Source organism: Frankia sp. BMG5.23 (assembly GCF_000685765.2).
GTDB lineage: Bacteria > Actinomycetota > Actinomycetes > Frankiales > Frankiaceae > Frankia > Frankia casuarinae.
The window spans coordinates 17,442-39,503 of record NZ_JDWE01000037.1 but is presented as its reverse complement, the minus strand read 5'-3'; the positions used below and the strand labels follow the sequence as shown (position 1 = coordinate 39,503).

General features: G+C 71.9%; 15 protein-coding genes. 5 read left to right on the top strand and 10 right to left on the bottom strand.

Features of this window, described 5'->3' with window-relative positions; all coding sequences use genetic code 11:
* The first annotated feature begins 333 nt into the window (after positions 1-333).
* Entirely contained in the window at positions 334-1,107 is a 774-nt protein-coding gene (locus tag BMG523DRAFT_RS15825; protein WP_011438133.1) for a glycerophosphodiester phosphodiesterase, read from the top strand.
* 27 nt (positions 1,108-1,134) lie between these two features.
* Here BMG523DRAFT_RS15825 and BMG523DRAFT_RS15820 read toward each other — a convergent pair whose 3' ends face one another.
* A complete protein-coding gene (locus tag BMG523DRAFT_RS15820) occupies positions 1,135-2,112 on the bottom strand; it encodes a diacylglycerol kinase family protein (protein WP_011438132.1) in 978 nt (325 codons plus the stop codon).
* A 188-nt stretch (positions 2,113-2,300) separates the two neighbouring features.
* On the opposite strand from BMG523DRAFT_RS15820, the gene BMG523DRAFT_RS15815 reads away from it, so the two are divergent.
* On the top strand, positions 2,301-2,762 hold the full coding sequence (locus tag BMG523DRAFT_RS15815) for a hypothetical protein (protein WP_023841776.1): 462 nt from the start codon (positions 2,301-2,303) through the stop codon (positions 2,760-2,762).
* Positions 2,763-2,771: 9 nt separating this feature from the next.
* Here the strand turns inward: BMG523DRAFT_RS15815 and BMG523DRAFT_RS15810 are convergent, their stop codons facing one another.
* The 4 genes from BMG523DRAFT_RS15810 to BMG523DRAFT_RS15795 all read right to left on the bottom strand — a co-directional run bounded on the left by BMG523DRAFT_RS15810 (position 2,772) and on the right by BMG523DRAFT_RS15795 (position 5,829).
* On the bottom strand, positions 2,772-3,788 hold the full coding sequence (locus BMG523DRAFT_RS15810; RefSeq protein ID WP_011438130.1) for a SigB/SigF/SigG family RNA polymerase sigma factor: 1,017 nt from the start codon (positions 3,786-3,788) through the stop codon (positions 2,772-2,774).
* Positions 3,785-4,321 carry an anti-sigma factor gene (locus BMG523DRAFT_RS15805; RefSeq protein WP_011438129.1) on the bottom strand — a complete coding sequence of 179 codons (537 nt, stop codon included), beginning with the start codon at positions 4,319-4,321 and terminating at the stop codon, positions 3,785-3,787. Before BMG523DRAFT_RS15805 ends, BMG523DRAFT_RS15810 begins: the two co-directional genes overlap by 4 nt.
* Positions 4,322-4,633: 312 nt before the next feature.
* On the bottom strand, positions 4,634-5,209 hold the full coding sequence (locus BMG523DRAFT_RS15800; protein WP_011438128.1) for a GNAT family N-acetyltransferase: 576 nt from the start codon (positions 5,207-5,209) through the stop codon (positions 4,634-4,636).
* Positions 5,206-5,829: a dTDP-4-dehydrorhamnose 3,5-epimerase family protein gene (locus BMG523DRAFT_RS15795; protein WP_011438127.1), complete on the bottom strand. Its 624-nt coding sequence runs from the start codon at positions 5,827-5,829 to the stop codon at positions 5,206-5,208. Before BMG523DRAFT_RS15795 ends, BMG523DRAFT_RS15800 begins: the two co-directional genes overlap by 4 nt.
* A 950-nt stretch (positions 5,830-6,779) precedes the next feature.
* Between BMG523DRAFT_RS15795 and BMG523DRAFT_RS15790 the strand changes: the two genes are divergently transcribed.
* The gene (locus tag BMG523DRAFT_RS15790) at positions 6,780-8,006 is read left to right on the top strand and encodes an NADP-dependent malic enzyme (RefSeq protein ID WP_011438126.1); all 1,227 of its coding nucleotides are present in this window, start codon (positions 6,780-6,782) and stop codon (positions 8,004-8,006) included.
* Positions 8,007-8,210: 204 nt separating this feature from the next.
* Here BMG523DRAFT_RS15790 and BMG523DRAFT_RS26555 read toward each other — a convergent pair whose 3' ends face one another.
* Entirely contained in the window at positions 8,211-8,666 is a 456-nt protein-coding gene (locus tag BMG523DRAFT_RS26555) for a hypothetical protein (RefSeq protein ID WP_232234865.1), read from the bottom strand.
* On the opposite strand from BMG523DRAFT_RS26555, the gene BMG523DRAFT_RS15780 reads away from it, so the two are divergent.
* Positions 8,647-9,627 (top strand): zinc-binding dehydrogenase, encoded by a 981-nt coding sequence (locus BMG523DRAFT_RS15780; RefSeq protein WP_011438125.1) that lies wholly within the window; start codon positions 8,647-8,649, stop codon positions 9,625-9,627. The genes BMG523DRAFT_RS26555 and BMG523DRAFT_RS15780 overlap by 20 nt on opposite strands.
* Before the next feature lie 45 nt (positions 9,628-9,672).
* On the opposite strand, the gene BMG523DRAFT_RS15775 is transcribed toward BMG523DRAFT_RS15780, so the two are convergent.
* From BMG523DRAFT_RS15775 to BMG523DRAFT_RS15765, 3 genes are all read right to left on the bottom strand, one after another.
* On the bottom strand, positions 9,673-9,852 hold the full coding sequence (locus BMG523DRAFT_RS15775) for a DUF6104 family protein (protein ID WP_011438124.1): 180 nt from the start codon (positions 9,850-9,852) through the stop codon (positions 9,673-9,675).
* Between the two features lie 145 nt (positions 9,853-9,997).
* A complete protein-coding gene (locus BMG523DRAFT_RS15770; RefSeq protein ID WP_011438123.1) occupies positions 9,998-13,732 on the bottom strand; it encodes a multifunctional oxoglutarate decarboxylase/oxoglutarate dehydrogenase thiamine pyrophosphate-binding subunit/dihydrolipoyllysine-residue succinyltransferase subunit in 3,735 nt (1,244 codons plus the stop codon).
* 425 nt (positions 13,733-14,157) lie between these two features.
* Positions 14,158-15,192, bottom strand: coding sequence for a thiamine-phosphate kinase (locus BMG523DRAFT_RS15765; RefSeq protein WP_011438122.1), 1,035 nt, complete (start codon positions 15,190-15,192; stop codon positions 14,158-14,160).
* Positions 15,193-15,584: 392 nt separating this feature from the next.
* Here BMG523DRAFT_RS15765 and BMG523DRAFT_RS15760 point away from each other — a divergent pair, with 392 nt between their 5' ends.
* Entirely contained in the window at positions 15,585-16,916 is a 1,332-nt protein-coding gene (locus BMG523DRAFT_RS15760; protein WP_011438121.1) for an acetamidase/formamidase family protein, read from the top strand.
* A 42-nt stretch (positions 16,917-16,958) separates the two neighbouring features.
* Here the strand turns inward: BMG523DRAFT_RS15760 and BMG523DRAFT_RS15755 are convergent, their stop codons facing one another.
* A complete protein-coding gene (locus BMG523DRAFT_RS15755) occupies positions 16,959-22,028 on the bottom strand; it encodes an AAA domain-containing protein (RefSeq protein ID WP_043591462.1) in 5,070 nt (1,689 codons plus the stop codon).
* Between the last annotated feature and the right edge of the window lie 34 nt (positions 22,029-22,062).

The following is a 22,062-nucleotide window of genomic DNA, read 5'->3' as shown; positions in this document are numbered from 1 at the left end:
GAACCTGCAAGCCTCTTCACAGCCTGGCTGGCCTGCACTTGTCCGGCAAGGACACAGACGGACCACGGGGGGCGACCGTCTCCCTGGATGGCCGAAGTGCCACGGGAGTCCCGATTGCCAGGGGATGTTACGCTCCGTTGCATCGATCGTCACCGGTGCGGCCGGTGGGCGGCCCGGATCCTCGGCGATCAAGCCGCCGGTGTCATGCCAGTCGGTCATGGATCCGTTCTGTGGTGCCTGAGGGCTGCCTGAGGGCTGCTCCGGCGCCGGTGCGCGCCGTCATCCCGGCCCGATCTGACCCGCTCGCGTCGCCGGAGATGGCAGGGTTGGGGCATGGAGGTTCTCGGTCATCGTGGCAGCAGGGTTCCCGGCCCGGAGAACACGGTCGAGGCGGTGGATGCCGCGTTGCGGGTGGGCGCCGACGGTGTCGAGGTCGACGTGCGGCGCAGCGCGGACGGCGACCTGGTCTGCGTGCACGACGCGCGGCTGTCCCGTCCCGCCGGCCGGGCCGTGGTCCGGCAGACCACGGTGGCGCTGCGGGCCCGGGGCATCCCTCTGCTCGATGAGATCCTCGACGTGTGGGATGGCCGCGGTCGGCTCATCTGTGAGATCAAGAACCAGCCCGGGCAGCCGGACTTCGACGCCCCCCGGGAGCAGACCGCGCGCCGGCTCGCCGAGACGCTGCGTGCCCGGGGATGGACCGGCCGCCGGCCGGACGCCGCCGACCTTGACGCCGGTGCCGGCGGCATCACGGTGTCGTCGTTCGACTGGTTCGCCATCGAGGCGGTGCGTGACGCCGACCTCGCGGTCACGACGGCGTTCCTCACCATGCCCCGGATGTCGGTGAGCGGCGGCCTCGCCTACGCACGGTCGGCGGGCCACACCGAACTGCATGTGCACACCAGCGCGGTGCTCGGCACCTCCGACGCGGCGGGACGGGCGCGCGAAGCCGGCATCCGGTTGATCACCTGGACGGTGACCAGTCTCGAGGACGCCCGGCGGATCCGCGACGCGGGCGTCACCGGGGCGATCTGCGACGACCCCATGGAGATCCACCAGGCGCTGTCCCGGCCGGACGGGACCCCCACCACGGCGCTCGACGCCTGAGCGGACACTCTCCTGGGCGGGCAGCCGTCAGGCGACGACGCGCAGCGCGTGCGGCTGGTGGGTCAGCAGCACCTCGGAGAACATCCCGAGATACTCGCCGTCCATCTGCACCGGCAGGGGCGTATCCGTGGAGAAGCGGATACGCGACGTGTTGTGGCGGCGCACCACGTTGCGACCGCGCGGACCCTCGCCGTCGGTGAGTATCCGCGAGGCGGCCCGCAGCACGCTGGGCAACCGTACCCGCCGCAGCGCGAGGAGGTCCAGACCGGTGTCGAAGGACGCGTCCGGGCAGGCGAGGACGGGACGGGAGTTGAGGTAGGTCCACGGGCGGGTGTTGCAGACGATGCAGAAGGCGATGTGCTCCTCGGCCCGCCCGCCCGCCGGGTCGGTGGTCCCGGGGGCGGGGGCCGAGCCGGCGTCGGCGGTCGTCAGGGTGATGGGCGAACCGCGGCGGTCGGTGCCGTGGAGGATCTGACCCGCCGCGGTCCGCAGGAACAGGCCGGCGGTGTTGCGCCTGCCCTTGCCACGCTTCTCCTCGACCCGCGCGACGACCCGGGCATCCAGGCCGATACCGAAACAGAACGTGAACCAGCGCCGTTCGTCGCCGTACTGAGCCCGGCCGAGGCTGATCCGCCGGGTGCGGCCCTCGCGGAGCGCGCTCAGCAGCTCGCCGGTCGCCTCCACCGGTGACGCGGAGTAGCCTAGCGCGCGAGCGAAGACGTTGGTGCTGCCACCCGGGACCACGGCGAACGCTGGGCCGCCCGGTACCGGACCGTTCTGGAGCAGTCCGTTGATGATCTCGTTGACGGTACCGTCCCCACCGAGCGCAAGCACCACGTCGACGCCGAGTTCGGCCGCTCTGGCCCCCAGCTCCACCCCGTGCCCCCGCCCCTTGGTGACCACAGTCTCCAGAGCGAGGTCCGCGGCGAGCGCGCTGGCGAGGACGTCACGAACACGTTCGGTCGTAGCAGTGGCGACGGGGTTGACGACCAACAGCCCTCGCATGCCTCCACCGTAGTCCGCCCGGTCATCCGGGTCGCCGGCTGGGAAAACTCTCACACCGGTGGAATCCGGCGGGCACCTCGCGAAGTGCGACGGGTGATGGCGCGGTGGACACCGTCCGGAGGGTCCCCGGGGGCACCGGTCGACGGCCCCGGGAACGCCGACGGCCCCGGGAACGTAGTGTCAGGGATATGGGATCCACGAGTCATCCCGATCAGCCGGCGGCCGGCCGCTTCGGCACGCTGCGGCAGGCTGCTCGCGCGGCGTCCGTGCCCACTCGGGTGGCGTCCGTCCTGCTCGCCATCGAGGCGCTGACCCTGCTGGCCCTCGGAATCCTGCAGGTGCTGCGCGGCTTCGGGCCGGACATCGACGACGTGGGTCGTGCCGAGAGCGGTGGGGTGCTCGCCATCGTCGGCGGGCTCGGTGTGGCGGTCCTCGCGGGGGGCGTGCTGCGCAACGGCGCATCCTTCCGCTCGCCCACCTTGGTCGTGCAGATCCTGTGCCTGCCGGTGGCGTGGGGGCTGGTGCAGTCCGGCCGCTACGGCTACGGCATCCCGCTGCTCGTCGTGCCCCTTGTCATCGTCGTCGCGTTGCTGCTGGCCGGTGGGCTCGGGCCGGTGGTCCCGCCTCGGCGCGGCGGCGGGACCGGGTGACGAATCCGCTCAGCCGTCCTCGAGCAGGCCGCGCCGCAGCTGGGCCAGGGTCCGGGCCAGGAGCCGGGAAACGTGCATCTGGGAGATGCCGAGCTCGGTCGCGATCTGGGACTGGGTCATGTTGCCGAAGAACCGCAGCAGCAGGATGCGCTTCTCCCGCGCAGGGAGCTTCTCCAACAGCGGCTTGAGGGACTCGCGGTACTCGACGCCCTCCAGGGACTCGTCCTGGACGCCGAGGGTGTCCGCGACGGCGGGCGCCTCGTCGTCGCCGGAGTCCGGCGCGTCGAGGGAGACCGCCGAGTAGGCGTTCGCCGACTCCAGCCCCTCGAGGACGTCATCTTCGCTCATCTGCAGATGCCGGGCGATCTCGCTCACCGTGGGGGAGCGGCCCAGCGTCTGGGAGAGCTCGGAGGTCGCCTTCGTCAGGGAGAGTTTGAGCTCCTGAAGGCGGCGGGGGACCCGGATGGCCCAGCCCTTGTCCCGGAAGTGCCGCTTGATCTCACCGACAATGGTCGGGGTGGCGTAGGTCGAGAACTCCACCCCACGTTCCGGATCGAACCGGTCCACCGATTTGATCAATCCGATGGTGGCCACCTGGACGAGGTCGTCGAGCGGCTCGCCCCGGTTACGGAAGCGGCGGGCGAGGTACTCCACCAGCGGTAGGTGCATCCGGACGAGCTGATCGCGGACGGCGGAGCGTTCGGGATCGTCCTCGGGTAGCTCGGCGAGGCGGACGAACAGCGTGCGGGCCAGGGCCCGGTCGGGCGAGTGCGCGCGCTCGGGCCGATCGCTCTCCCCGTCGATCGCCGGACCGTCCACCGCCGGGTTCGGTGGCGCCTGGGTCGTCACCTCGGGGCCGAGATCGCTGTCGATCCCCGGCTGGTCGTCGAGCCCGGATCCCCGTTGGCTCAACGCCGCTACCGGGTCCACCGTGGACACCGGGTCGCGATCGGCTACGTTGCGATCGGCTACGTCGCGATCAGGTACCGTGCGCGGTGGGGTCGGCGTCCTCCCGGTCGACGTCACGACGTACCTACCGTGTCGCCCAGTGGAGTCTCTCTGGACGCGCCCGACCCTCGGACGTGGCCGGCCGGAGGCCCGCCGAGGTCGGCGCGCACGCCCCTGCGTTTCTGCAGGGCGATGCTCACCCGCGACCCTGGGCCCGTCGAGGTCTGCACGTCGCCCGCCAGCGCCTTGAGCACGGTCCAGGCGAAGGTGTCCTCGGAGGGCTGCTCGCCGTCCAGGCTCTCGACCGTCACCAGGACGTGCATCACCCCCGGCGAGAGGGTGAACGTGCAGTCCAGCGAGGAACCCGGCACGGCCGAGACGAGCAGCAGGGCGCACGCCTCGTCCACGGCGATCCGGAGATCCTCGATGTCGTCGAGAGTGAAGTCGAGGCGGGCCGCCAGCGAGGCCGTCGCCGTGCGCAGGACGGTGAGGTAGGCGCTCGCGGCGGGCAGGGTGAGCGCAACCACGTCGCGTAGGCCGCCCGAGTGGGCGGTTTGGCTGTCGATGGTGTCGGAGCTCTCCGCGCCGCCGGTCGAAGGCGTCGGATCCACGTTCCTACCCCCAAAGAGCCTGCGTCGCGCGAGGACGGCGCCTCGCGGGTGTCCTGCCGACCAAGGTCGATTAGATAATGATATTGTCGGCGGTTCCTCTCCCACCCGTCGACGGGTCGAGTATTCCGCTCCCGACCATGACGTCCCGCATGGGCGGACGGTTTCCGCTCCGTCGGCGGCCGGGCGGCGGCCACCGACTCCACCGTACCCAGCCGCCGCTGGGTACCGCAGGTCGGGTGATCGTAAGCTGTTGCATCCGGCCTGTCTGGCCGTCGTCGGCTTAGGCGGTCGTCGGCTTAGGCGGTCGTCGGCTTAGGCGGTCGTCGGCTTAGGCGGTCGTCGGCTTAGGCGGTCGTCGGCCGCGGCGCTGCCGGTCCCGACGCCGGCCAGGGTGGTGATGGCGTCGGCGTCCATGCGCCAGGTCGTCCAGCCCTCGATCGGCCCCGCGCCGAGGGAGCGGTAGAACGCCTGCGCCGGGGCGTTCCAGTCCAGTACGGCCCATTCCATGCGCCGGTAGCCGCGGTCGGCGCAGATCGTCGCGAGGGTGGTGAGCAGGGCCTGCCCGTAGCCACGGCGGCGGTGGTTCGGCCGGACGAACAGATCGACGAGGTACATCCCGGTCTGGCCGGTCCAGGTGGAGAAGGTCGGGTGCCAGAGCGCGAAGCCGACGACCTGTGGTGGGGCGGCGACCTGTGGTGGGGTGGGGTCGCCGGCAAGGTGGTCTGTGGTGGCCACCAGACAGTGCGCGGCTGGCACCGGTCCGAACAGGGCCGTGTCGAGATCGGCGGGCGTCATGGCGACGGCGGCCGGCTCCTTCTCGTACGCGGCGAGTTCGGTGACCAGGCGGTGGACGACCTCGACGTCTCCGGGGCCGGCCACCCGGATCACCGGATGTCCCCGGCGGCGCTCGCCGAGCGGAGCTCGGCGTACAGGGCCCGGCAGGCGCGATAGTCGGGCAGCAGGCCAGCCGCCTCCGCCTCCTTGAGCGACGGCGCCGCGGTGTCCTTGTCGGACAGCAACGGCGCGAGATCGTCGGGCCAGGGCAGCGCGAGATCGGGATCGAGTGGGTGGACCCCGTACTCGCGCCCGGGGGTATACGGAGTCGAGCACAGGTAGGAGATCGCGGCGTCGTCGGTGAGCGCCATGAAGGCATGCCCGAGACCCTCCGCGACATACAGGCCCCGCCGGTCGACGTCGTCGAGGACGACCGCCGCGAACGTCCCGTAGGTCGGTGAGCCGACCCTGATGTCGACGACGCAGTCCAGCACCCGGCCGTGCACGCACGTCACGTACTTCGCCTGGCTGGGGGGGACCTGCGCGTAGTGCACCCCGCGCAGCGTGCCGGCCCGGCTCACGCTGTGGTTGGCCTGCGACAGGGTGAGCGGATGCCCCACCGCCTCGGCGAGAGCGTCCGAGCGGAACCACTCCAGGAAGGTCCCGCGGCTGTCGGAGTGCTGGCGCGGGGTGAACACCCAGGCGTCCGGAACCGATAGTTCGCTGATCTCCACGTGTGCGAAGGTACCGGTTCGGTCCCGCGCCTCCCAGGACGCCGGACCACGCGTCGGACCCGAGCCGGCCCCGGACTCCGGTCGTGACGGAGGGGCCGCGGCGAAGCAGGTGACAAATTCCACCCGTTTCTCCCGCTCCTTGGTGTCGGTTAACGAGGACATAGCGATGTCGTAACAACCGGACGCGGGCCATGGCGGAACCGAATTGAAGGCGATCCGGGCGCGTTGCACCTTCGCCCGCCAGGAGGCCGGCGAGCGACCGGGCCAGGTCGATATCCATGCTGACGATGGTTCTTCCGTCGGTGTCGACGAATTCGTTCAGCGCGTACGAACTGTCGGTCGCCATACCGTCAGAACTGTTGGTCGTCACACCGTCGGAGTGCCCTTGTCGTGCACCTCCTTGGGCAGCTGACCAGGGACGGAGCCGTCGACGGAGGATGCCGGAGATCGCCGTCGCCGGGGCACCGGAGCCGTCGTTCCGGTCACCGACGGAAATCATCAGGAGTGCTACCGTCATTGCCGGAATGGGCATCGCCCGAGTACGACGGAAAGCATCGCTGTGCACGGATTACCTTTTGGGCCCGGGGGGGCGTGTCGGTGGGTTGCCGGTAGCCGGGGGAGACCCCCGCTTCTGATCACGTGATGCTTCCCTCGGGCGTCGGCATCCTCTCCGTGGCGGTATGTTTCGTTTCCGTTGCCGATACGTTCGTTGTCGGTTCGCCGTCGGCGAAGCGCCGTCGGGAGCAGGGGCGGCCGCGCGTGCCATATTGGAAGCAACCCCGGGCAACACCCGGTCGATCGCCCGCCTTACACGATGAGGCGGTACCGCTCAGGCTTGTTCTTCCGCGAAACACGCACCGCACGGGAGTATGAGCACGTTGTAGCCGCAGCCCAGGTGAGACCGCGATCGTCGCGGGGTCCGCCGGCGGCTCGTTCGAGGAGCAACCTCCGTGACCGCAACCACTGACCAGCCGACTCTCGGTTCCACCACGTCGGACTTCGCCGGGCTCAGCCCGCGGCCGTCCGACGACGATCCCGCGTTCGCCCTGCACCGCGGAGGAAAGATCAACATCAACGCTACCGCTCCATTGAACAGTCGGGAAGACCTGTCCCTGGCCTATACGCCCGGAGTCGCGCGGGTGTGTACCGCCATCGCCGGGACTCCGGCCCTTGCCGACGACTACACCTGGCGGTCTAACACCGTTGCCGTGGTCACGGATGGGACGGCCGTGCTCGGCCTCGGTGACATCGGCCCCGCGGCCTCCCTGCCGGTGATGGAGGGCAAGGCCGCGTTGTTCAAGCGCTTCGGTGGTGTGGACGCGGTGCCACTGGCCCTTGCCTGCACGGACGTCGAGGAGATCGTCGACACCGTCGCGCGCCTCGCTCCGAGCTTCGGCGGGATCAACCTCGAGGACATCTCGGCACCGCGCTGCTTCGCCATCGAGCGCCTCCTGCAGGACCGCGTCGACATCCCGGTCTTCCACGACGACCAGCACGGAACGGCCATCGTCGCGCTGGCCGCGCTGGAGAATGCGGCGAAGCTCACCGGACGCACCCTCGGTGATCTGCGTGCCGTGGTGTCCGGCGCGGGCGCTGCCGGCGCCGCCGTGGCCCGCATCCTGCTGGCCGCCGGCATCGGGGACATCGCGGTTGGCGACAGCCGCGGCATCCTCTACGCCGGTCGGGACAACCTCACCCCGAGCAAGGCCGCGCTCGCCGCCGAGACCAACCGTGCCGGCCTGGCCGGGTCCATCACCGACGCGCTCGCCGGCGCCGATGTCTTCCTCGGGCTGTCCGCCGGGCAGGTCCCGGAGGAGGCGGTCGCCACCATGGCGCCGGAGGCGATCATTTTCGCGATGGCCAACCCCGATCCCGAGATCGACCCGGCGGTCGCCCACAAGTACGCGCGGATCGTGGCGACCGGTCGCAGCGACTACCCGAACCAGATCAACAACGTCCTCGCCTTCCCCGGAATCTTCCGGGGAGCGCTCGACGTCCGGGCCAGCCGCGTGACGGAGGGCATGAAGCTCGCCGCCGCGAGGGCGCTCGCCGCGGTGATCGCGGACGAGCTGGCCGAGGATCTCATCATCCCGAGCGTGTTCGACGACCGGGTCGCCCCGGCCGTCGCCGCGGCGACGGCCGCGGCCGCGCGGGCGGACGGGGTGGCCCGCCGCTGACGAGGGCCGGCTGATCGCCGTCGTGCCAGCCAAGGCGTCCAGGGATCCCGGTGCACCTTCTCCGGGGTCCCTGGACGCCTCCACGGGGCCCGTGCCACGCGGGGTCCCCCCCCTTGACGGTCGAGTCCCCCGAGTCCCGCTACGGGTCCTGAGCCGCGTTCCCGGGCCGTTCGCGAGCCCGCGTGGTCTCAGCCCGCGTGGGTCTCAGACCCGGCCGCATCCCGGGCAGGGCCGGTTCTCCACCGCCTCCGCGAGCGGGCGCAGGGTCCCACATCCCTTGTAAGAGCAGCACACGAAGTCGGCGGGAGCCACCGTGATGACCGGTATGCCGTCCACGATGACCGTCGCGGGTGCCTCCGGGACGGGCGCGGGGTGTCGGCGGCGCCAGCCCAGCCGCCGGCTCGACCCGTTTCTGCGTGGCGAGTCGGGCATGTCCTCGTGGGTCACCACGGCCTGTTTACCATTGGGTGTCCACCCTTGTTGTTCCCACGGTGTCGAGTTCAGCACACCGGCCTGGCAGGCGCGGTTGCCGGCCCGGATGGTCCCCTTCGTCCGTGGCGTCGCCTGTCGGTTGTCCTGAGTGGATCCGCGCCGGTCGGCCTCGCTCGCGTCTGCACGCCAGTAGCCGTAGGTTCGAAGGGTGCTAGCCGCCGCCGCCATGTCCCTCCACCCCGATTCCCCGCTCGACGGCCTGGCCATCGGGGAGCAGCCCGAACCCGCGCCGCTCGACGGGTGGGTCACCGTCACGGTGCGGGCCGCCTCGCTCAACCATCACGACCTGTTCAGCCTGCGTGGAGTGGGCCTGCCGGCGGATCGGCTCCCGATGATCCTCGGCTGTGACGCCGCCGGGGTGACCCCCGACGGGCAGGAGGTCATCGTCCACAGCGTGATCGGTGATCCGGCAGCGGGCGGGGGGGACGAGACGCTGGACCCGAAGCGGACCCTGCTGTCCGAGCTGTACCCGGGAACCCTTGCCGAGCGGGTCGCCGTGCCGCGGCGCAACCTGATCCCGAAGCCCGCAGGGTTGTCGTGGGAGGAGGCCGCCTGCCTGCCGACCGCCTGGCTCACCGCCTACCGGATGGTCGTCTCCCGGGCGGGGCTGCCCGCCGGGGGCGGCGGCACCGTGCTCATCCAGGGAGCCGGTGGGGGGGTGGCCACCGCGGCGCTGCTGATCGCCAAGGCCGCCGGGCACACCGTTTTCGTGACCTCGCGGGACGAGACCAAGCGGAAGCGGGCGGCCGCCCTCGGCGCCGACGAGGTTCTCGAACCCGGTGCCCGGCTGCCGCGCCGGGTCGACGCGGTCATCGAGACCGTCGGCGCCGCCACCTGGGGTCACTCGGTGAAGGCAGTGCGCCCCGGCGGGCGCATCGTGGTCTCGGGCGCCACCAGTGGTCCGAACCCGCCGGCGGACCTCACCCGGATCTTCTTTCTCCAGCTGTCGGTGATCGGTTCCACCATGGGGAGCCGGGACGAGCTAGTCGATCTCGTTGCATTCGTGGAACGGACCGGGGTGCGGCCGCTGATCCACGAGGTGCGCCCGTTGGCCGATGCCCGGGCCGCCTTCGAGCAGCTGCTCGGCGGTGAGTTCTTCGGCAAGTTGATACTCCGCCCCCCCGCCTAGCCCCTTCGTCGTGGTGCGGGGACTCCTGGCTCGGGGCTGGGCGGGCTAGAGATCCGGGTCCTCCTCGGGGCGGGCCAGCCAGGTGGCGAGCCGGTCGATCGCGTCCTCGAAGTCGGGATACAGGTCCACGAAGACGCGCAGCGAGTCGGCAAGACCCTCGTAGGTCAGGCTCTCCGGGCCGCGCCGCGCGGCGAGTTCCTCGATCCCCCGGTCGGTGAAGTACATCGCTGCCCCCTGTCTGGCGAGCGGATGGCTGGCGAGCCGGACCGGCCGCCGCACGCCGGTGGCGCTGCCGGGCACGGCGGCCCGGGAACACCACCGGTGCGGCGGGACGGTCCTCGGATCGGGCGACGCTCCGCCGGCCGCGTGCTCAGTTCTCGAACGCCGCCTCGACCAGGGCCTGCTGCTCGCGCTCGTGCACCTTCGACGACCCCGAGGCCGGGGCCGCGGCGGCGCGCCGGGAGATGCGACGCAGCCGGATGTCGCCGGGCAGGAACTCGGTCAGGTTGAGGGCCATGTGCGGGTAGGCGCCCTGGTTCGCCGGCTCCTCCTGGAGCCAGACGATGTCCGTCACGTTCGGGTAACGCTCCAGGACCTGCGCGAGCTCCGGCCCGGGCGTCGGGTAGAGCTGTTCGACGCGCAACAGGGCGAATCGCTCGGCGTCGTCGTGCTTCCCCCGGGCGGCGGCGAGATCGTAGTAGACCTTGCCCGCCGTGAGCAGTATCCGGCGCACGGCCGACGGGTCCGTGACGGACCCGTCGTCGATCACCGGCTGCCAGCCGCCGCCGGTCAGCTCGGCCACGGTGGACGTTGCGGCCTTCAGCCGCAGCATCGACTTGGGGGTGAAGACCACCAGCGGACGCCGGACCGGCGAGAGGGCCTGCCGGCGCAGCAGGTGGAAGTAGCTGGCGGGGGACGAGGGTGCGGAGACCGTCATGTTGTTGTCCGCGCACAGCGACAAGAAGCGCTCGATGCGGGCGGAGGAGTGGTCGGGACCCTGACCCTCGTAGCCGTGCGGCAGCAGCAGGGTGACCGCCGACCGCTGGCCCCACTTGGCCTCACCGGCGGTGATGAACTCGTCAATGATCGACTGGGCGCCGTTGGCGAAGTCGCCGAACTGCGCCTCCCAGAGCACCAGCATGTCCGGCCGGGCGACCGCGTAGCCGTACTCGAAGCCCATCGCCGCGAACTCGCTCAACAGCGAGTCGTAGACGTAGAAGGTGCCGACACCGTCGTTCACGATGGTGCCGTCGAGGCCGTGGCGCAGGGTCCGCAGCGGGGTGTGGTCCGCGGCGCTGTGCCGGTCGACCAGCACGGCGTGCCGCTGGCCGAAGGTGCCCCGCCGGCTGTCCTGACCGGTCAGCCGCACCGAGCGGCCGTCGAGCAGGAGCGTTCCGAAGGCCAGGGTCTCCGCCAGCGCCCAGTCGATCAAGCCGGTCTCCACCATCTGGGCCCGCCGCTCGACCTGGGGACGCAGCCGTGGATGGACGGTGAAGCCCTCCGGCAGGTTGACCTGGGTCTCGATGACCTTCTTCACGGCCTCGTCGGACACGGCGGTGCTGACCGCGGCCGCCGCGGCGGCCTCCTCCGGGGTGGTGATGATGCGTGGCTGCGGCGACGAGCTCGCCGGGGTGGTGTCCCGGGTCTGCGCGAAGGCCTTCTCGAGCTCCGCGCGGTAGCTCTTCATCGCTTGCTCGGCCTCCTCGCGGGTGATGTCCCCGCGGCCGATCAGCGCCTCGGTGTAGAGCTTGCGCACCGAACGCTTGCTGGCGATGGTGTCGTACATCAACGGCTGGGTGAACGAGGGCTCGTCCATCTCGTTGTGCCCGCGCCGCCGGTAGCAGACCAGATCGATGACGACGTCCTTGTGGAACGCCTGGCGGTACTCGAACGCCAGCGCCGCAACCCGGACACACGCCTCCGGGTCGTCCCCGTTCACGTGGAAGATCGGTGCCTGGACCATCCGGGCGACGTCGGTGGCGTACACCGACGACCGGCCGGAGTCCGGCGAGGTGGTGAATCCGACCTGGTTGTTGATGACCAGGTGCACGGTGCCACCGGTGCGGTATCCCCGCAGCTGGGACAGGTTGAGGGTCTCGGCGACGACCCCCTGCCCGGCGAACGCGGCATCGCCGTGGACGAGTACCGGCAGAACGGTGAAACCCGCCGAGCCCTTGTCCAGAATGTCCTGCTTGGCGCGGACGACGCCCTCGGTGACCGGGTCGACCGCCTCGAGGTGCGACGGGTTCGCGACCACCGAAACCGGTACCGTGCGGCCGTCCTGGCCGGTGTAGACGCCCTCGGCGCCGAGGTGGTACTTCACGTCGCCGGAGCCGTGCGCCGTCTGCGGGTCGAGGTAGCCCTCGAACTCGGCGAAGATCTGCCGGTAGGACTTGCCGACGATGTTGGCGAGCACGTTCAGCCGGCCGCGATGGGCCATGCCGATGACGACCTCGTCCATCCCCGCGCCGGCGGCACGCGAGAGAACCTCGTCGAGGGCGGGGATCGTCGACTCGGCGCCCTCGAGGGAGAACCGGCGCTGGCCGACGTACTTGGTCTGCAGGAAAGATTCGAACGCCTCCGCGGCCCCGAGCCGCTCCAGCACGTGCAGCTGCTCGGCCGGGTCCGGCCGCTCCGCGGCCCGCTCGACCCGGGCCTGGATCCAGGCACGCTCATCCGGTTCCTGGATGTGCATGTACTCGATGCCGACCCGACGGCAGTACGAGTCGCGCAGGACCCCCAGGACGTCGCGCAGGGACATCGTCCGGTGCCCGGCGAAGCCGCCGACGGCGAACTCGCGGTCGAGGTCCCACAGGGTCAGCCCGTGGCTGATGATGTCGAGGTCGGGATGGCTGCGGATGGCGAACTCGAGCGGGTTCGTGTCCGCCATGAGGTGGCCGCGCACCCGGTAGGCGTGGATCAGTTCCAGCACCCGGGCGTTGTGGTCGAGGTCGCCCTCGTGCACGACCGGCATGTCGGCGACCCAGCGCACGGGCTCGTAGGGCACCCGCAGCGACTGGAAGATCTCGTCGTAGAAGCCCTCCTCGCCGAGGAGCAGCTGATGCATCCGGCGCAGGTACTCACCCGACTGGGCGCCCTGGATGATGCGGTGGTCGTAGGTGCTGGTCAGAGTGATGATCTTGGAGATCGCGAGCTTCGCCAGGGTGTTCGCCGACGCGCCGGAGAACTCGGCCGGGTACTCCATCGCCCCGACGCCGATGATCGTGCCCTGGCCCTCCATCAGGCGGGGCACCGAGTGCACGGTGCCGATGCCGCCGGGGTTGGTCAGGCTGATGGTGACGCCGGTGAAGTCGTCGGTGGTCAGCTTGTTCGTCCGGGCCCGGCGCACGAGGTCCTCGTAGGCCTGCCAGAACTGGGTGAAGTCCAGCGTCTCGGCCTTCTTGACGGCGGCGACAACGAGCTGGCGGCCCTTCGGGGTCACCAGGTCGATGGCGAGGCCCAGGTTGATGTGCTCCGGCTGGACGACGGCCGGCTTGCCGCCCACCTCCGTGTAGGAGGCGTTCATGACGGGATGCGCGGCCAGCGCCTTGACCATCGCGTAGCCGATGATGTGCGTGAAGGACACCTTGCCGCCGCTGGAGCGGGCCAGGTGCCGGTTGATCACGATGCGGTTGTCCGCGAGCAGCTTGGCCGGCACCGCCCGCACCGAGGTCGCCGTCGGGATGTGCAGCGAGGTCTCCATGTTGCTGACCACGCGGGCGGCGGCGCCGCGCAGCGGCGTGGCCGCCTCCGGAGCCTGCCTGTCGGCGGGTGCCGCCTGCTTCGGGGGCCCGGCGGGCTGTGCCGACGCCGGGACCGGCGCGGCCGGAGTAGACGGCGCGGCCGCGCTCGGCTTCACCGGAACAGGCGTAGTGTGGAAGACCTCACCATCCGGCGAAACCTCCCCGTTAGGTGCCGCCGTGGCGGCCTGCCCGGCGCCGCCCGCGGCGGCGGGCGGCGCGCCGGGGTGGTAATCGGAGAGGAACTCGCGCCACTCCGGCGACACGCTCTGCGGATCTTCGAGAAACTGTTGGTAGATCTCGAAGACCAGCCATTCGTTGGGTCCGAAGTCAGGTCCTGACGCAGGTACCGTCGGTGCTGTCACGGGGCCATTCGCCTCTATCCACGGTCTCGCTTCTCGGCCTCCGATAAGGCCCTTCCGCCACCGTCTGCCTATCCTACCCGCTCTGGGCATCCCGGCCTGGCCCGTCCATGATCGGTTACGAGTAGATTGCTCGGCGTGTTCTCCGGGATGGGCGGACCGGCGCCGGGAACGTCCGGTAGCTACAGCCAATCAGGGCGAGAGCGAGATCGTTCCATCGTTCACCGCGCGGTGGGGATACTCCCGGGCGGGCCGTCGGTTATGCTTCGGTGACGCCGGCCCGCATCATGGCCCCCGGACCCAATAAATGTCGCTTCGAGCGACCTACGCCCGTGAGGCGACCTGGCGGGCCGGCGTCTGCCTCCTGATGTTTCTGCTCCTCGGTGTCTTTTCTCCCTTGGTGTCGTTGTCCCTTGGTGTGTCCGGAGTCAGGATGCGTCCGTCGCGGACTGCCCGTAGTGATCCCACCCATCGCTGCCTACGGGGCGCTCCCCGTCCACTGTCACCCCCGCGCCGGCCGATCCCGCGCCGCTCAGGACCGAACCGATCACGATGCACCCGGCCGGCGGGGTCACTCCTGGGGGAAGGCAGGCGACCAGCGGGTGATCCTCGCCGCCGCCGAGTACCCAGCGCAACGGGTCCACATCAAGGGCGGCCCCGGCCGACCGCATCGCCTCGTCGATCAGGAAGGCTTCCGACGCGAGATCGATGGACACCCCCGAGGCCACGGCGATGTGACCGAGATCCGCCACGAGACCGTCCGAGACGTCGCACATGGCGTGCGCGCCCGCGGCGGCGAGCACCGGCCCGAGCGCGTAGGGCGGCCGGGGCCGGCGGTGCGCCGCGATCAGTTCCTTCCATCTCGGGTCGTCGACCCATCGGGAGTCGCCGGCTGCCGAACCCGCCGTGAGTAGGGCCAGCCCCGCCTGGGCCCACCCGAGACGACCAGCGAGCACCACGGCATCGCCGGGCCGGGCGCCCGAGCGCAGGACCGGCGGCCGGCCCTGCAGGTCACCGAGCGCGGTCACCCCGAGCATGATCGAATCCGCGGAGCTGACGTCCCCGCCGGACACGGAGGCACCGGCCTGCGCGCATTCCTCGGCCATTCCGTCGGCCATCGCCAGGGCCCAGTCGACCGCGAGGTCGCCGGGTGCGGCGAAGCCGAGGAACAGGCCGGTGGGCCTCGCCCCCATCGACGCCACGTCGGCGAGGTTCTGCGCGGCGGCCTTGTGCCCGACATCCACCGCGGACGACCAGTCCCGGCGGAAGTGGCGTCCTTCGAGCAGCAGGTCGGTGGTGACGACCACCCGACCGTCCGGGGCGGCCAGCACCGCCGCGTCGTCCCCGGGGCCGACCAGCACGTCCCGTCCATGGGAGAAACGCGCCGTCACGGCCTCGATCAAGCCGAACTCGCCCAGATCGCGCAGCGTCGCCCCCGCCGGGGGTCTCCCGTGACTTCCCATTCGCCATATCCTCCAATATCTAGATGATCTAGATATTCCATCCTCAGGCGGAGTTTCCCGACCCCGCCGCCCGCCGGACCGACCGGACCAACCGGTCCCGCGGCTTCCGGCCGGAGGCGGCACCGACGGGTGGATGGTGGCGAGTCCGGGGCGTGCCGGATGCGGCCCTGGCCGCACCGCCTACCCGGAAACAGCGGAATGACCGTGATCGCAACGTCTGCGTCACCTTCCCGACATATGCTGCTGGAAATCTGACGCGCGTGCGAAGCCAGACCTGTCCGCGTGTATGTTGTCCGCGGCCTGCCGTGATCCGTGGGGTCGGTCAGCCGCGCGCCCAGGCGATCCGGCCCAGCGGAGGTCCGCTGACCAGGCATCGGTCCAGGTAGGGTCGGGTGGCGCTGCAGCCTGGCCGAGGAAGGATCGAGGGACGGCACTACCTGCCCTCCACCCCCGAGACCATCAGATGGGGTGAGCTGCCGAACGCCCTGACCAGGCCGGTTCTCAGTATCGACTCCGGCGCCACGGTCACCTTCGACACGGTCAGCCAAGAGGGGATCCTCTGCGACCAGGGGCGCGATCCCGACGCCTTCTTCGCCGGTTTCGGGGTCGCGCCGTCGGAGGTGCTGGCCGACGCCCGGGCGATCGCCGCTTCGGGTATCCCGCACCGGTTCGGGGTGGACGGTCCCCACATCGTCACCGGACCGGTGTTCATCCGGGGCGCGGAACCGGGGGACGTGCTGCGGGTTGAGGTGGTCTCGCTGCATCCCCGCGCACGGTATGGGATCGTCTCGACCCGCCATGGCGCGGGCCTGCTTGCAGGGGAGTTCCCCGAGGGGGGGCCGCCGGACGCGGACGCCGACGCCCGCCATTGGCGACGCTTCCGCACCGTTACCACCTTCTGTGCGGTGGAGCGCCGGCGGGGCCGCCTGTTCGGCGCCCTGACCAGCGTGAACGGCAGCAGGACCCGGTTTCCGTTGGCGCCGTTCCTGGGCATCATGGCGGTCGGCGTGGACACTACCACCAAGATCGTCCCCTCCACCTCGATCGGTCTGCACGGCGGCGCCCTGGACTGCCGGGAACTCGGCGCGGGCGCGCGGCTGTTCCTGCCGGTCCAGGTGAGCGGCGCGTTGTTCGCCGTCGGCGATCCGCATTACGCCCTCGGGGACGGGAAGATCGGTGCCACCGCCCTGGATGGCCCGCTACGGGCGACGCTGCGGCTGACCGTGCTGCGTGACACGGCGGCCCGGTCGGTTCTCGGCGCGCTGCGGGAACCGTTCATCGAGACCGACACGGCCTGGGTCACCCTGGGGCTCGACGTTGACCTCGCCGAGTCCGTCCGCCGCGCGGCGCGGTCGGCGGTGGTCTTCCTGCAGAGCCGGGTCGGGCTCGACCGGACCGAGGCGCTCGCCTACCTGTCCGCCGCGGCCGACTTCGGGGCCTGCCAGCTCGGCACCGGCACCCAGAGCGCGTTCTGCCGCATCCGTCGGGCGGACTTCACCGAACTGCCGATCGCGAAGCCGCGACTGCCGCGATCCGGACTCGTGCGGATCGTCGGCGTGGGCGACTCGGAGACCGAGGACCCGACGGATCCGGAACACGCCGCGGAGAAGACGCCGGATCGGGCCGACGAGAAGATCGGTCGCGCGGTGCGGATTCACTGGGCCGAGCCGGCCGGTGCCTCACCCCCGATCGACGCGGAAGCCGGCGGCCCGGACACCCCGTGACCGGCCGGGCGCCGGAGCAGGTGTCGAGGCATCCCACGACGATCACGATCCCGACGTCCTGCCGGCGCCGTTCGAACCGGACGGGGTGACCGGGCCGCCGGCCTGACCGACCCGTTCGGCACGCGGGGAGCAGTCTCCCCCACCGGCGCCCGGGGCCGTGCCCGTGCCTCGCCGGAGGGCAGGGGCCGAATCACGGGCCGAACCGCGCGGATCGGCGTCCGGCGGTGCGTCGTCGAGGCCCTCCAGATCGGACAGGGCGATGGGCCGCCACCGGTGCAGCGCCTCGTCGGCGCTCGCCCGGACGGTGGAATGTTCGACGCGGGGGAGGCCGGTGGCGGCCTCGTCCCGCAGTCCTCGCGCCCCGGTGTTCACGGGCGCGATACCGGCCCTCGCCAGCCGCGGCCACAACGAGGCCAACGCGGCGTCGGCGTCGAGTTCGAACTCGGACTGGCGGACCCGCCAGAACCGCCAGCCCGCCCGGCGCAGCTCGCGCTCCCGGGCGAACTCGTGCGCGATCTCGTCCGGACCGGAGCCGACGTCCCCGTCGCACTCGACGGCGAGCCGGGCCCGACCGCCGGAGACGACCAGGTCGACCCGCCGACCGTTGATCTCCACCTGCGGGGTGACCAGGTAGCCGCGGCCGACGATCTCCCGGAAGACCCGCTGTTCGAACAGGGATCCGAAGGCCGGATGCGGACGGTTGGTCGGCACTTCGGCGAGTGCCGGGGGCTCCTCGCCGCGGCCGCCGGCCGCCGGGTGCGTCGTGGACAGCACGTAGCTCAGATAGTTGTGCCGCAGATCGCGAGGGTCAAGATCGGTGACCGGTACGGAGTGGAACAGCCAGACCTGGTCGCGGGCCCGGGAGGCCGCGACGTTGAACCGCCGCTGGTACTCCAGCCGGGTCAGCGGGGTGATGCGCGAGTCGGGCGCCACCACCAGGGACAGGAAGACGACGTCGCGCTCGTCACCCTGGAAGTCGGCGGGGACGCCCACCCGCAGCCGTCGACGCTGGTGCTCGGCGGCGGACATCCGGTCGGCCAGCTGGTCGCGGATCAGCGCCGCCTGTGCGGTGCCCTGTGGGACGACGACGCCGAAGGAGAGCCGGGCGTACCGGGGATCCTCGGCGCAGGAGAGCACCTGTGCGACCAGGGCATCGGCCTCGGCCGGATTGCGTGGACCGAGGCCCGCGTCCGTGGTGAAACCGTGGGGAACGAACCGGGCCACCAGCGGCGGCAGCCGGTCGGCGCCAAACTGGCGCAGGGGAAGCAGCGGCGCGTCCCGGTAGAACATGGCCGACGACCACTCGATGATCTCCGGCATGCACCGGAAGTGCTCCCGCAGCCGGATCACCTCGCCGAAGCGGGTTCGCAACAGCGTGAACAGGCTCGACCGGGGGGTGAACCCGACGCGTAGCCACGCCGGCACCTCCGGCAGCAGGGCCTCCAGCCGGTCGAAGACCCGGTCGAGCTCGTCCGTGACCTCCACCGGCGGCGTGCACTGCCGGTCGTCGCCCACGACGATCACCCGTGGGGCGAGCCAGAGCAGGAACAGGCTGTCGAGCCCGGCCTGACTGCCTTCGTCGACGATCACGACGTCGAAGCTGTCGCGCACCGCCGGGATCGTCGACAGCACCTCCCGGATCGGCATGACCCAGGCCGGCACCGCCGTCTGGGCGATCTCCATCGCCTCCCGGGCGGCCTGGCGGAAACGCTCGGCGTGGCGGCCGCCGAAGGTGCCGCTGGCCGCCACCGCGTCGGCATAGGCGCGCAGCGCGGCCGACTGCTCGGCGCCCATCCGTTCGAGGCAGTGTTTCCACGCGCGGGCGCCGGCCAGCTCCGCGGTGGCCGCGGCGACCATGTCCTCCGCCGCGTCCAGCTCGGCGTCCAGATCGACAGGTGGTCCAGCCGGGCCGCCGGGGGCCGTGGCGGCGCCGGGGGCCGTGGCGGTCAGCCAGCTCGCGGCCACCGCCCAGGACCAGGCGGTCGTGAACGCCGCGAGCCTGGCCGGCCAGATCTCCGCTCCATTGGGCCGGGTCGCGCCGGCCGTCGAGACGAGGAGATCGGCGAGGTCGGGATGCGCCGCGCGCAGCCGGCCGAGCAGCTCGTCCCGGCGCAGCGCCACCTCCCGGGCAGCCATGGTGGTGGCGAGCGCGGCCCGGGTCCGCGTGTACGCGGCCACATTGCGGGCCGCTACCGCGCCGGCCAGCTCGGCGACCTCGGACGGCGTGCCCGCCGCGGTGGCAAGCCCGGCGTAGCCCTCCCGCAGTTCCCCCAGCGCCCGCTCGGCGTCGGTGGCGGCTGCCATCGGGCGCAGCGCGGCCATGACGGCCGCGAGATCCCGGACGCGCTCGGCGGAGTCCATCGCCGGTGCCCGGCCGGGCACGATGTCCTCCAGGATTGCCACGACCCGGTTCCGCGCCGCCACGATCGCCTGGATCTCCGTGACGGCCTCCTGCGCCTCAACCAGCCGGGACAGGCGTACCTCGAAGGGATCGGTGGGCCGCGGCGCGATCCCGACCAGGACCCATCCGCGGGTCGCGGCCTCGACCGCGACCTCCGCCCGGAGCCGGACGAGCACGAGATCGAGCAGCTCCGGGGTGGTCGGCGCGACGCCGTCCACCAGCGTCCGGGTCAGCAGCGTGTCCGCCTCCTTCTGGACCTTCGGCCGGAACCTGCGCCGTAGCTCGCCCCCGGCGTCGAGGTACTCGCGCAGCGCCTCCCCCCGGGCGAGCAGGGCGGCGGGGTCGAAGCCCGGATCCGCCGGGGAGCCGGCGTCGGCCGCCGAGGCGGAGCCGTCCGGGGAGGCGGAGGTCGGAAGGGCGACCGCGTGCAGACCGAGCTCGGTCACGTGCCGCGTCGCCTCGGCGATCATCGGCGTGGCCGCGGCCACCTTCGCCCAGAGGACCCGGTCCCGGCCGGCGAGGGCGTCGTCGAGGGCCGCCGGAACCCAGTGCCGTCTGTTCGACCGCTGCCCGCGCCCGTCGAGCTCCTCGAGCGCGCGGGAGAGGCTGGCGACCGCCTGCTGTAGCGGATCGAGGGAGACCACCGCGGGATCGACGGCGGCGAGCGTGTCGAGGAGACCCCGGGTCGCGGGACGGACGGCCGCGCGGGCAAGGCGGACCGCCTCGTCGGCCGCGCGGGCGGTGGCCACCAGGTCCGCGAACCGCTCGGCGGGTAGGAATCGGCTCATCTCGACCACCGGGCCGGCGGACCGGTCCGCGCCGACGTCCTGACCGGATCGCACCTGACCGGATCGCACCTGACCGGATCGCAGCAGGGCGTGGAGCTCCAGCGCCTCGGCGTCGGTCAACGGCGGGGGAACCGGCGCAGGGCCGACAGACCCGGACCCCGTCGCCGTGGTCCTCGCGGTGGTGGTGGCTGCCGCGCTCCGGGGCACGGGCCGCGGCAGCCACCGCGACGCGTCGGCCTCGGCCCGGACCCGCGCCGCGATGCTCGCCCGCGTCCCGCCCCAGCCCGCGGCCACCTCGCTGTCCGGATGCACCGTGTGCTCGGCCAACCGCAGGGCGCGGGCCCGGTCCGCCAGGACATCGCGGGCGCGGATCGCCTCCTGCCGGCGCGCGGCGGCCCGCACGATCCGCCGGTCGAGCGCCTCGGGGTGATAGGTGGCCTTCTCCGCGGCCAGGGCGCTCACGCTCGCGGCGAGCTCGGGGGAACCCACGCCGATGCCGCCAAGCTCGTCCGCTTCGTCTTCGGCCCCGGCCGGGGCGGGGTCGAAGACTGCGTCGGGCCGGCCGTCCAGGTCCGCCCCCGCGTTCCCGGCCTGGTCGACCGGTGCGTCGCGCGCCTCCTCGGTATCGGTGAACGACACGCACAGCCGCTGCAGGTCCGGGGGCAGTTTCTCCCGCAGGACCCGCAGGGCTTGCGACTTCTGGCTGGTGACCAGAACCCGTTGCCCCTCCGCCAGCAAGGCGCAGACCAGGTTGGCGATCGTGTGCGTCTTGCCGGTGCCGGGCGGGCCCTCGACGACGACGCCGTTGTCGTGGCGAAGCCGCTCCAGCACCCGGGCCTGCTCGGGACTGGCCGGGAGCGGGAGCAGCGGGTCCGCACCGAGTTCGGCGCCGCTCGTCGCTCCCTCTGCCTCGAGCCAGGCCAACCGGTCGGCGGCGTCGAGGGTCTCCACCAGCTGGACGAGGCCGAGCGGCGGAGGTCCGTCACCCCGCAGGACGTCGAGCATCCGCTCGTAGTAGGTCAGCAGGGCGGCCTGGTCACGGGTGCGCAGGACGAAGGCCGGGGCGAAGGTCACCCGCGGGCGTGACGCGCTGTCGGGCGCGGGCGGCGCGAGGTCGGGTTCGAAGCCGTCCGTCGGCACGTCGAGCGCCAGCGCCAGCCAGTCCCGCAGCAGCCGGATGTCGTCCGGACCCAGTGGCGCCGACGGTCGTCCCCGCAGGCGCTCGTGCAGCGCGTTCGTCCGTTCCCGGCGGAAGCCGGCGATGCCGTCGAGTAGCGGGCCGTCGGCGAGGCGCGTGGTGGCCCCCGCCGGGACCCGCACCCTGATATCGGAGGTGACCGGGTCGATGTCGCAGGTCAGCCGGGTGGTCAGCAGGTGCTCGCGGACGGTGGGGCCGCCCGGTGGCTGCCAGGTCAGCAGGCCGGTCGCCAGCACGAGTTCCAGCGCGTCACCCTCCTGGGCCACCCGGGCCGCGACCGCGTGCAGCGTGTTGTGCAGATTGCGTCGCTCCGCGTCAACGCGCGCGCGTGTCGCCCAGAGCTGCCATCGCGGCAACCAGGCCTGGTAGGCCGCCGCCGCGGCGGTCTGCTCGGCGGCGGCGCCGTTCCACACCGGCGGCTGGTCGGGATCGGCGCCGGCCGCGTCGGGCAGCACGATCTGGCCGGCGAGGATCGCGGGCGGTGGCGGCGGTGGGGGTAGGACGGTGGCGGCGGGGGCGGTCAGCAGCACCTCGCCGGCCCCGGCGTGCTCGGACAGCGGCACGCCGGCCGGGATGTCGGCGAGCCACACCGTGAGCGGATGCTCCTCGATGGTCCGGATCCGGCCCGACCGGGCCGCCGCGACCTCATGGAGGAACCGCACCAGCCGGTGACAGCGGTCCGCGAGGGCGGCATGCCGCTCGGGGCCGGCGGTCTGCGTCGTCATCAGGACCTCGCTCTGGAGATCCCGGCGCCCGCGC

Excerpts from the sequence above, each read along its gene's own strand:
- BMG523DRAFT_RS15825 (WP_011438133.1), top strand. The coding sequence starts at position 334 with ATGGAGGTTCTCGGTCATCGTGGCAGCAGGGTTCCCGGCCCGGAGAAC.
- BMG523DRAFT_RS15775 (WP_011438124.1), bottom strand. The coding sequence starts at position 9,852 with ATGTACTTCACCGACCGGGGGATCGAGGAACTCGCCGCGCGGCGCGGC.
- BMG523DRAFT_RS15815 (WP_023841776.1), top strand. The coding sequence starts at position 2,301 with ATGGGATCCACGAGTCATCCCGATCAGCCGGCGGCCGGCCGCTTCGGC.
- BMG523DRAFT_RS15820 (WP_011438132.1), bottom strand. The coding sequence starts at position 2,112 with ATGCGAGGGCTGTTGGTCGTCAACCCCGTCGCCACTGCTACGACCGAA.
- BMG523DRAFT_RS26555 (WP_232234865.1), bottom strand. The coding sequence starts at position 8,666 with ATGGCGGCGGCGGCTAGCACCCTTCGAACCTACGGCTACTGGCGTGCA.
- BMG523DRAFT_RS15755 (WP_043591462.1), bottom strand. The coding sequence starts at position 22,028 with ATGACGACGCAGACCGCCGGCCCCGAGCGGCATGCCGCCCTCGCGGAC.
- BMG523DRAFT_RS15765 (WP_011438122.1), bottom strand. The coding sequence starts at position 15,192 with ATGGGAAGTCACGGGAGACCCCCGGCGGGGGCGACGCTGCGCGATCTG.